General features: G+C 70.0%; 9 protein-coding genes. 3 read left to right on the top strand and 6 right to left on the bottom strand.

The features are described from left to right. Positions 1-230 precede the first annotated feature (230 nt). From rnhA to queG, 4 genes are all read right to left on the bottom strand, one after another. A complete protein-coding gene (rnhA, locus tag CON77_RS11690; RefSeq protein ID WP_101049339.1) occupies positions 231-668 on the bottom strand; it encodes a ribonuclease HI in 438 nt (145 codons plus the stop codon). Next, positions 665-1,480 carry a class I SAM-dependent methyltransferase gene (locus CON77_RS11685; protein ID WP_101049345.1) on the bottom strand — a complete coding sequence of 272 codons (816 nt, stop codon included), beginning with the start codon at positions 1,478-1,480 and terminating at the stop codon, positions 665-667. Before CON77_RS11685 ends, rnhA begins: the two co-directional genes overlap by 4 nt. Positions 1,481-1,523: 43 nt before the next feature. After that, positions 1,524-2,477: a hypothetical protein gene (locus CON77_RS11680; RefSeq protein WP_101049337.1), complete on the bottom strand. Its 954-nt coding sequence runs from the start codon at positions 2,475-2,477 to the stop codon at positions 1,524-1,526. A gap of 186 nt (positions 2,478-2,663) precedes the next feature. Then, positions 2,664-3,770, bottom strand: coding sequence for a tRNA epoxyqueuosine(34) reductase QueG (queG, locus tag CON77_RS11675; protein WP_198552358.1), 1,107 nt, complete (start codon positions 3,768-3,770; stop codon positions 2,664-2,666). 25 nt (positions 3,771-3,795) lie between these two features. Between queG and tsaE the strand changes: the two genes are divergently transcribed. Then, the gene (tsaE, locus tag CON77_RS11670; protein WP_101049335.1) at positions 3,796-4,305 is read left to right on the top strand and encodes a tRNA (adenosine(37)-N6)-threonylcarbamoyltransferase complex ATPase subunit type 1 TsaE; all 510 of its coding nucleotides are present in this window, start codon (positions 3,796-3,798) and stop codon (positions 4,303-4,305) included. Further along, a complete protein-coding gene (locus CON77_RS11665; protein WP_101049333.1) occupies positions 4,302-5,738 on the top strand; it encodes an N-acetylmuramoyl-L-alanine amidase in 1,437 nt (478 codons plus the stop codon). The genes tsaE and CON77_RS11665 overlap by 4 nt, the downstream gene beginning before the upstream one ends. A gap of 18 nt (positions 5,739-5,756) precedes the next feature. On the opposite strand, the gene CON77_RS11660 is transcribed toward CON77_RS11665, so the two are convergent. Then, positions 5,757-6,245 (bottom strand): aromatic-ring-hydroxylating dioxygenase subunit beta, encoded by a 489-nt coding sequence (locus CON77_RS11660; protein WP_101049341.1) that lies wholly within the window; start codon positions 6,243-6,245, stop codon positions 5,757-5,759. 38 nt (positions 6,246-6,283) lie between these two features. Further along, entirely contained in the window at positions 6,284-7,684 is a 1,401-nt protein-coding gene (locus CON77_RS11655) for an aromatic ring-hydroxylating dioxygenase subunit alpha (protein WP_101049331.1), read from the bottom strand. A gap of 117 nt (positions 7,685-7,801) precedes the next feature. On the opposite strand from CON77_RS11655, the gene mutL reads away from it, so the two are divergent. After that, the coding region (gene mutL / locus CON77_RS11650) for a DNA mismatch repair endonuclease MutL (protein ID WP_157826940.1) at positions 7,802-9,045 on the top strand (1,244 nt) is incomplete at its 3' end.

Here is a 9,045-nt window from a genome sequence, read left to right as displayed (position 1 = left end):
AGCGGGCGTGGCACGCGGGCCCGGCTGCCACCACCAGGCGCTGCCGGAGGCGACAGCGATGCCGGCCACCGCGACGCCCCAGTAAATCGATTTGCTTGCCATGTGCTGCGCCTGTACTCTGTGTTCAACAACCTGTATCGGGCCACTGTAACAAGGGGATGCGGCCTGGCGGCGCAGGCGCACCGATTCACCCCCCGGCCCGGCCGGGCATGCCCGGTGCGCGCCCGGCCTCAGCGCGCCGGCACGCCGCGGTTGGCCAGGCTGTCGGCGCGTTCGTTGCCCGGGTCGCCGGCATGGCCCTTGACCCAGCGCCATTCGATCTGGTGACCGGCGTGCTGCACCAGGTCGTCCAGGCGCTGCCACAGGTCCACGTTTTTCACCGGCTGTTTGGCCGCCGTCACCCAGCCCTTGGCCTTCCAGCCCTTGAGCCATTCGGTGATGCCCTTGCGCACGTATTCGCTATCGAGGTAGAGCGTGACGCGGCAGGGGCGCTTGAGCGCGGCCAGGGCCTCGATGACGGCGGTCATCTCCATGCGGTTGTTGGTGGTTTCCGGCTCGCCGCCGAACAACTCCTTCTCGACCGCCCCCGAACGCAGCAAAGCCCCCCAGCCCCCCGGGCCAGGGTTGCCTTTGCAGGCGCCATCGGTGTAAATCACGACATGGTTCACGTTGAACGACTTTCCTCAGAGGCCTGGGGCGCACCCACGGCCTGCCACGACGGTTTCTGGGCGATGGCCACCGGTGCGGCCATGGCCCGACGGGGCTTCCAGGCCGGACCGAGCAGGTGCAGTCCGCGCACGCGCTTGGCGGCCACCAAAAAATACACCGAACCGAAAAAGGGCCACCAGCGGGCGCCCAGACGGTCCATCCACTGGAAGCGCTGCAGCCAGGGTTCGCTGCGCACGGCGGGGCGGTAGCCGCCCTGCTGCACCGATTCGACCTCGAAACTGAGCAGGCGCAACCAGTCGCGCAAGCGCCAGTGGCCGATGAATTCGCCGGCCTCGGGCAGGTAGAGCCGGCCCAGGCGGGTCTGGGCCAGACCCAGGCGCTGGCAGAAACGCGCCCGGTACTGGCGCAAGCCCCACAGGCTGGCCGGGTTCAGGCCAGAAATGACCACCCGCCCTTCGGGGACGAGCACGCGCTCGACCTCGCGCAGCACGGCGTGCGGATCGGCGCTGAGTTCCAGCGTGTGCGGCAGCAGCACCAGGTCCAGGCTGTTGGGCGGGAACGGCAAGGCCGCGGCGTGGGTGACCAAGGCCACAGAGCGCCCGGCCCCGGCGCTGGAGGCCGGCACGGCACCGCCCGGTTCGGGCACGGCCAGCCAGCGGTGCGGCATGCGGTTGGCATCCAGGGCATCGAGCTGCGGCAAGCCCAGCTGCAGGGCGTTGTAGCCGAAAAGGTCGACCACGGCCTCGTCGAACCGGGATTGCTCCCACGACAGCAGGTAGCGCCCCGGCGGGGTTTCGAACCAGGCCGCCAGTTCCTCGCCCAAGGCCAGGCCCGCCGGACCGGGTGGCAGGCGCTCAGGGCTGGACGGCTTCATCCACCGAAGGGGGTTGGGCCATGACCGTGGCGCGGATCATTTCGCGCATGGCCTTCTTCTCCGGGAAGCTCAGGGTGCGGGCCAGTTCGCGGCGCACGCGCAGCAGCAGGTGGCGGTCGGTTTCGGGCGGCACGCCCTGGGTGTTCTGCATTTCCTCGAACAGGTCCAGGCGGGCGTGCGGCGTTTCTTCGGTCCACCAGTCCTGGATCACGCGTTCGACCTGGGCGCGCCAGTCGTCCGTCAGGTCCAGCGCGGCATCGGCCTCGGCTGCGGGCAGCTCGGCTTCGCGCGGGCGCTCGGCCTCGGTTGGCCGGGCGGCGTAGTAACCCACGCCCGGCACGGTCAGGGCCTGCCAGGCGGCGGTGTTGAGCGACACGCGGCGGTCGGCCTGCATCAGCAAACGGGCCCAGCTCGGGTCATCGCCCATGAGTTTGGGGAAATCGTGCGAGGCCTCGTCGGTGACGAGGATGACCTTGGTGCCCCGCCATTGTGCTTCGTCGATGTAGGGGATGAGGCGCTCGTCGTCGCTGGCCAGCAGCACCTGGGCCCCGGGGGAGCGCTGGGCCAGCTGCACCAGCTCCAGGCCCAGGGCGCGGACCAGGCCCAGACCGCCGTCCAGGGCATGTTGGGGCACCAGGCGCGGCAGCACGTCATCGATCAGTTCGGTCGGGGGCCGGTCGGTGAACAGGCAGGTGCGCAGCAAGGGGGCCTCGGGGTTGCACAGGCGCGCGAGGTGGGCGAACACCGGCACCAGGGCACTGCGCTGCAACACGGGGGCGGGAGACTGGGACGGCTGCGGCTGCTGCGCGCCCAGCCAGGCCAGGTAGCGTTCGTCCACCAGGGCCACGACCGCCGTGGGGGCGGCACCGTGACCGCCGCCCGAACGGGCAGGCGACCGTTTGGCCAAATGGAACTTGGGTTTGATGTGGTTCATGAATAAAGCCCGGACAGGCCAGAAATGCCCCAGTAAAGGGGGGCGATAAAACCGGGGATTCTGTCACGAAATGGCGGGAATTTCTGGCTGGAGATGAGTTGCGCCGCCCGTCGCCTCCCCCGTGTGCGGGGCACGGGCCCGGGCTTCATTCCAGCGGGTGTGGGCACCTGGGGTCCGACACCGGCCTCAAAGCGCCTGCGCCAAGGCCCAGGCCACGTGTTCGCGCACCAGGGCACTCGGGTCCGCCTGCCGGCTGGCCAGGGCCTGGGTGCAGCGGGCACGTTCGTCGGCCGACGTGGCCTGGGCCAGGGCGTTGCCCAGGGCCACCGCCAGGTTGCGCAACCAGCGCTCGTGCCCGATGCGGCGGATGGCGCTGCCTTCGGTCTGACGCAGGAAGGTGGCTTCATCCCAGGCAAACAGGGCCGTCAGCGGCTGGCCCACCAGGAAGCCGCGGGCATCGAAATCGGGCAGCAGGCTGGCGCGGGCGAACTTGTTCCACGGACACACCAGCTGGCATTCGTCGCAGCCGTAGATGCGGTTGCCGATGGCCCGGCGCCATTCCAGCGGGATCGGGCCGGCGTGCTCGATGGTGAGGTAGGAGATGCAACGCCGCGCATCGACCCGCTGCGGCGCGACGATGGCCCCGGTGGGGCAGCCGTCCAGGCAGGCGCTGCAGGCCCCGCAATGGGCACTGGCCGCCGGCGTGGGCGGCAAGGGCAGGTTCAGGAAGATCTCGCCGAGAAAGAACATCGAACCGGCTTCGCGATGCAGCACCAGGGTGTGCTGGCCGCGCCAGCCCAGGCCGCTGCGGCTGGCCAGTTCCACCTCCAGCACCGGGGCGGAATCGGTGAAGGCGCGGTGCTGCAAGGGCCCCGCGGTCGGCGGCGCGTCGGGTGGCAAGGCCTGCTCGATGCGTTCGGCCAGCTTCTGCAGGCGCTGGCGCAAGACCTTGTGGTAGTCCCGCCCGCGGGCATAGACCGACACCACCGCCTCGCCCGGGCGCTGGGCGCGCTGCCGTTCGCGCTCGGACCAGTCGGCCGGGGTGTCGCGCGGCAGATAATCCATGCGCGCGGTCAGCACGCTGACGGTGCCCGGCAGCAGTTCGGCCGGGCGCGCCCGCTTGAGGCCGTGGCTGGCCATGTAGGCCATGTCGCCGTGGAAGCCCGCGGCCAGCCAGGCCAGCAGCCCCGGCTCGGCCTCGGCCAGGTCGACACCGGCGACGCCGATTTGGGAAAATCCCAACTCGCGGCCCCAAGCCTGGATCTGCGCGACGAATTCATCAGCCTTGAACATCTTGCCCGATTGTAGAAAGTCCGCCATGCCCGACGCCACCCCCGCCCTGGCCACGGCCCGCTGCCCCTGCCCCACCGAGGCCGACACCGAGGCCCTGGCCCGGCGCCTGGCCAGCAGCCCAGCCCTGGGCCACGCGCTGATCACCCTGCACGGCGACCTGGGCGCCGGTAAAACCACGCTGGTGCGCCACCTGCTGCGGGCCCTGGGCGTTCAGGGCCGCATCAAAAGCCCGACCTACGCGGTGGTCGAGCCGCACAGCGCCCCGCCCGCCGCGGCCTGGCCGCAAGGCCTGCGGATTGCGCACTTCGACCTGTACCGCTTCAGCGAGCCGCGGGAATGGGAGGACGCGGGCTTGCGCGAGCTGTTCGCCGACCCCGGCCTCAAGCTGGTGGAGTGGCCGGAAAAGGCCGAAGGGCTGATGCCGACGGCCGATCTGTGTGTCACACTCATCCCCATGGACGACGACGCCCGCACCCTGGACCTGAGCGCCCACACCGCCACCGGCGTGCAGCTGCTGGAGGCCGCCCGCGCATGAAACGGCGCGAGGTGCTGACTTGCCTGGGTCCTGGGGGCCTGTTGCTGCTGTGGCTGGGGCCACAGCAGATCGCCCACGGCGCGGGCATCGTGGCGGTGCGCATCTGGCCTGCCCAGGACTACACCCGCGTCACCATCGAATCCGACGCCAAGCTGCAAGCGCGCCAGGTGTTCGTGGCCGACCCGCCGCGGCTGGCGGTGGACATCGAAGGGCTGGACCTGATTCCCGGCCTGCGCGAACTGGTGGGCCAGTTGCGCGCCGACGACCCCAACATCGCGGGCATACGGGTGGGCCAGTACGCGCCGAACGTGGTGCGCCTGGTGGTGGACCTCAAGCGCCCGATCGCGCCCCAGGTGTTCGATCTGCAGCCGGTGGCCGCCTACCAGCACCGCCTGGTGCTGGACCTCTACCCCACCCAGGCCGCCGACCCGCTGGAAGACCTGATCGCTCAGCGCCTGCGCGAGCTGGAAGCGCCCGCCCCCACCCACAGCCGCGCGCCCACCACGGCCGATGGTGCCCACGACCCCCTGGGAGCGCTGCTGGCCCAGCAAGGACACGCGCCCCGCCCGACCTCCAGCGCTTCCCCTGCGGCGCCAGCGCCCAACACCGCCGCCGCGGCACCCAGCCCGGCCACACCTCTCTCATCGTCCACACGCCCCAGCTTCGCCGCCAAGCAACGCCCCGCAGCAGCGACGGCGGCGGACAAGACCGACCGCCTCATCGTTGTGGCGCTGGACCCCGGCCACGGCGGAGAAGACCCCGGCGCGGTCGGCCCCGGGGGCACGCGGGAAAAAGACGTGGTCCTGGCCATCGCCCTGCTGTTGCGCGACCGCATCAACCGCACCCAGGTCAAGGGCAACACCATGCGCGCTTTCCTGACGCGCGACGACGATTTTTTCGTACCCCTGCACGTGCGCGTGGACAAGGCGCGGCGGGTGCAGGCCGACCTGTTCGTCAGCATCCACGCCGACGCCTTCTTTTCGCCCCGGCCTCAGGGCGGGAGCGTGTATGTGCTGAGCGACCGCGGCGCCACCAGTGCCGCCGCCCGCTGGATCGCCAACAAGGAAAACGCCGCCGACCTGGTGGGCGGCCTCAACGTGCGCGCCAAAGACGCCCACGTGCAGCGCGCATTGCTCGACATGAGCACCACCGCCCAGATCAACGACAGCCTGCGCCTGGGCGGGGCCATGCTGGGCGAGATGGAACGCGTGGGCAAACTGCACAAACCCCAGGTGGAGCAGGCCGGCTTTGCCGTGCTGCGCGCCCCCGACATCCCCAGCGTGCTGGTCGAGACCGCCTTCATCAGCAACCCAGACGAGGAAAAGCGTTTGCGCTCGCCCCGCTTCCAGGCCGAAATGGCCGACGCCCTGCTGCAGGGCATCGTCGGTTACTTCAGCCGCAACCCGCCGCTGGCGCGCAGCCGCCAGCTCTGAGGCCACGCACCCCAGCTTTCAAACCGGGTAGATCAGCGAGTTGAGGACCATCTCGCTGTCGTAGACGCAGCGGCGCGCGCGCAATTTGAGCGTGCCGTCGGCGCCGCGCACAAAGGTGTCGATGTAGCGGCCGACGTTGAACACCTCGCTCACGTCGCCCGGCTTGGTGCGGAACACCGCGTAGTGGGCCTGGGCCTGCACCACCTCGCCGGCGTCATCGGCCGTGACCGACAGCACCTGCGCCGGGCTGACCACGTGGCGCATGTGGTAAGGCCCGTGGTAAATGGTCTGGGTGATGCCGTGGACACGGTCCTTCATCATGCCCTGGCTTTCCAGGGCGATGAGCGCCAGCGGCAAGCCGCGGTCGAAGTTCTCGCGCGCCTGCACCTGGTAGTGGCCGTCGGGCAGGAAGAAATCGGGCCAGTCGTTGTAGCGTTTTTCGTCCAGCGCGGCGGCGTAGGCGGCGTTGAAACGGTCGATCTGGTGGTGCAGCCACATCGTGGCCATCGGGTCCAGCGCCACGGGTGTGGGGTGGGCGGCGGGGGTCATGCGGCCATCGCTTTCTGCCAATAGGCGTACATGCCGCGGATCAGGGTTTCGGTGACCATGTGTTCGGTCGACGGCTGGCCGAGGCCGGGGTCTTTGCCGCCCAGCTCGCACAGGGTGCTGCCCTGCCCCCGGCCGTCGCTGTTCCATTGGGCGAAGCCGTCCTGGCTGAACTCGATGACCTCGCCGTCGTCGGCGCTGACGAAACCGGCCGGGCCGAACAGGTTGGCCTGGCGCAGGCGGCGTTGCGTCATCTCGGGGGTGTCGTCGGCAAAGCCGAAGTGGGTCCAGACGAAGTCGAAACTGCCGTTGCCGCGCGGCTGGATGTGGCGGGTGGAGAGCGAATTGACCTGCTGCTGCACGATCAGGCTGGGGAAGAGCGTGATCATGGTCACCGTGGGGGTGATGCGCTGGCCGGGGTGTTGCGGGTCGTCCACCGTCCACCAGGGCTCGGGCTGCACGTCGAGCAGGCGCGGGTCGTGCAGGCTCATGTTGGCCTTGAAGCTGGTCACGCCCTGGGTCACGTCGGTCTGCACGCCGGAGTCTTTGGCCGGGCCCTGGCCGCCGTCGTTGCGGCGCGAAATCATGACCGCGTGGCGGCCGTGTGCGTCCATCACCATGCGGCTTTGCTGGTCGGCGCGCCACAGCCCGAATGTAACGAACCAGGTGTGCAGCAGCCCCGGGTGGTAGGGGTCTTTGATGTTTTCCAGCATCAACTTCCAGTTGCCCGGAATGCGCTGGCGGTTGTAGCCCAGCAGGGTGAGCGGACGCGGACCGTCGGGCCGCAGGAAGATGCGGTCCAGCCAGGGCAGAATCTGGGGGCCCAGGTAGTCGCGCAGCGGCTCCACTGCGTCGCTGAAGGTGGCGAACACCAGGCCGTGCAGCACCTCCACCCGCAGCTTGGTCAGGCCGTGGGCTTTGAGCTCGAAGTCGGGCGGCATGCCACCGTGGGTGCAAGGGCCGGCTTCGGTCACCACCTTGACGCCGTCCTTGAACGGCAGGCCGGCCAGGTCGCCGTTGAGCTTGTAGGTCCACTGGTGGTAGGGGCAAACGAAGCTGCGCGCGTTGCCGTGCGGCTCCTGGCAAAAGCGCACGCCACGGTGGGCGCAGCGGTTTTCCACCACGCGGATGCCGTGGTCGGTGGCGCGTTCCTTGGGCATGACGCGGTCGCGCACCAGAATGACCTGACGCTCGCCCACCCAGCTCAGTTTGTAGTCGCCCACGTTCGGGATTTCCACCTCCAGGCCGACGTAGCTCCAGTGCGGGCCGTAGAACAGTTTGTCCAGCTCCTGTTGGTAGACCTGGGGGTCGGTGTAGGCCGCAAACGGCACACGGCCAGGGCCGGCGCCTTCGGGCCAGTCCAAGGGGAGCACCGGGGCGGCGGCAGTGGAGTGGGACATGCAAAACCTTGTGGGATGGTCCTCAAATAATATGTACACATATCAATTGCCGCATCCGGACTAACCCGCAAATCCGCCGCCTCCGCCCCGCGGCCAGGGTTGAGCGCAGCTTCTACAATGCCCCCGGTGAACCCCAGCCTGCCCCTGCCCCGCCCGCACACCCAGCCGCGCCGCCCCATCCGCGAACTGCCCGACGAACTGGTCAGCCAGATCGCCGCCGGCGAGGTGGTGGAGCGGCCCGCCTCGGTGGTGCGCGAGCTGGTGGACAACGCCCTGGACGCCGGTGCCACCCAGGTCACGGTGCGGCTGCTGGCCGGCGGCGTGCGCCTGATCGCGGTGGAGGACGACGGCTGCGGCATCCCGCGCGACGAGCTGAGCGTGGCCCTCAAACGCCACGCCACCAGCAAGATCCGAGACCTGCACGAACTGGAGGCGGTGGACACCATGGGTTTCCGCGGCGAAGCCCTGGCCGCCATCCACTCCATCGCCGAGTTGAGCCTGCTCTCGCGCAGCGCCGACGCGCCCGAGACCCACGGCTGGCTGTTGCAGGGCCGCACCGGCGAACTGGCGCCGGCGGCGCGCGCCGTCGGCACCTCGGTGGAGGTGCGCGAGCTGTTCTACGCCACCCCGGCGCGGCGCAAATTCCTCAAGACCGACGCCACCGAACTGGCCCACTGCATCGAAGCCGTGCGCCGCCACGCCCTGGCCCGGCCCGACGTGGGCTTTGCCATCTGGCACGAAGGCAAGCTGGTGGAACAGTGGCGCGCCTGCCCGCAGGACGGTCTAGCCGAGGCCCTGGCGCAACGGGTGGGCGCCGCCCTGGGACCGGATTTTGTCGATGAGAGCCTGCCCCTGGAAGGGCTGGGCACGGCGGTGCGCGTCTGGGGCCGGGCCGGCCTGCCCGACGCCGCCCGCGCCCGCAACGACCGCCAATTCGCCTACGTCAACGGCCGCTTCGTGCGCGACAAGGTCATCACCCACGCCGCGCGCAGCGCCTACGAAGACGTGCTGCACGGCCAGCGGCAACCGGCCTACGTGCTCTTCATCGAGATCGACCCGGCCCGGGTGGACGTGAACGTGCACCCGACCAAAATCGAAGTGCGCTTCCGCGACGGGCGCGAGGTGCACCAGGCGGTGCGCCATGCGGTGGAAAACGCCCTGGCCGCGCCCCGCGCCCACCTGCTGGCCGCGGCCGCTGGCTGGGCCCAGGCGGGCAACGCCCCCGGCAGCGACGCCGGCGCCGTTGCGGGCGACACCCGGCCCCACACCGCCCCGGCCGCGTTCGACACACCGCCGCCACCCTGGGGCCCCACCACTCAGCAAACCGGCCTGCCCCTGCACAACCCGACGGCCTGGCCAAC

The sequence above is a fragment of the Macromonas nakdongensis genome (assembly GCF_002837145.1).
In the GTDB taxonomy this organism is placed as follows: Bacteria; Pseudomonadota; Gammaproteobacteria; order Burkholderiales; family Burkholderiaceae_C; genus Macromonas_B; species Macromonas_B nakdongensis.
The sequence above is the reverse complement of the archived record's forward strand: the minus strand, read 5'-3'. Positions and strand labels throughout refer to the sequence as shown.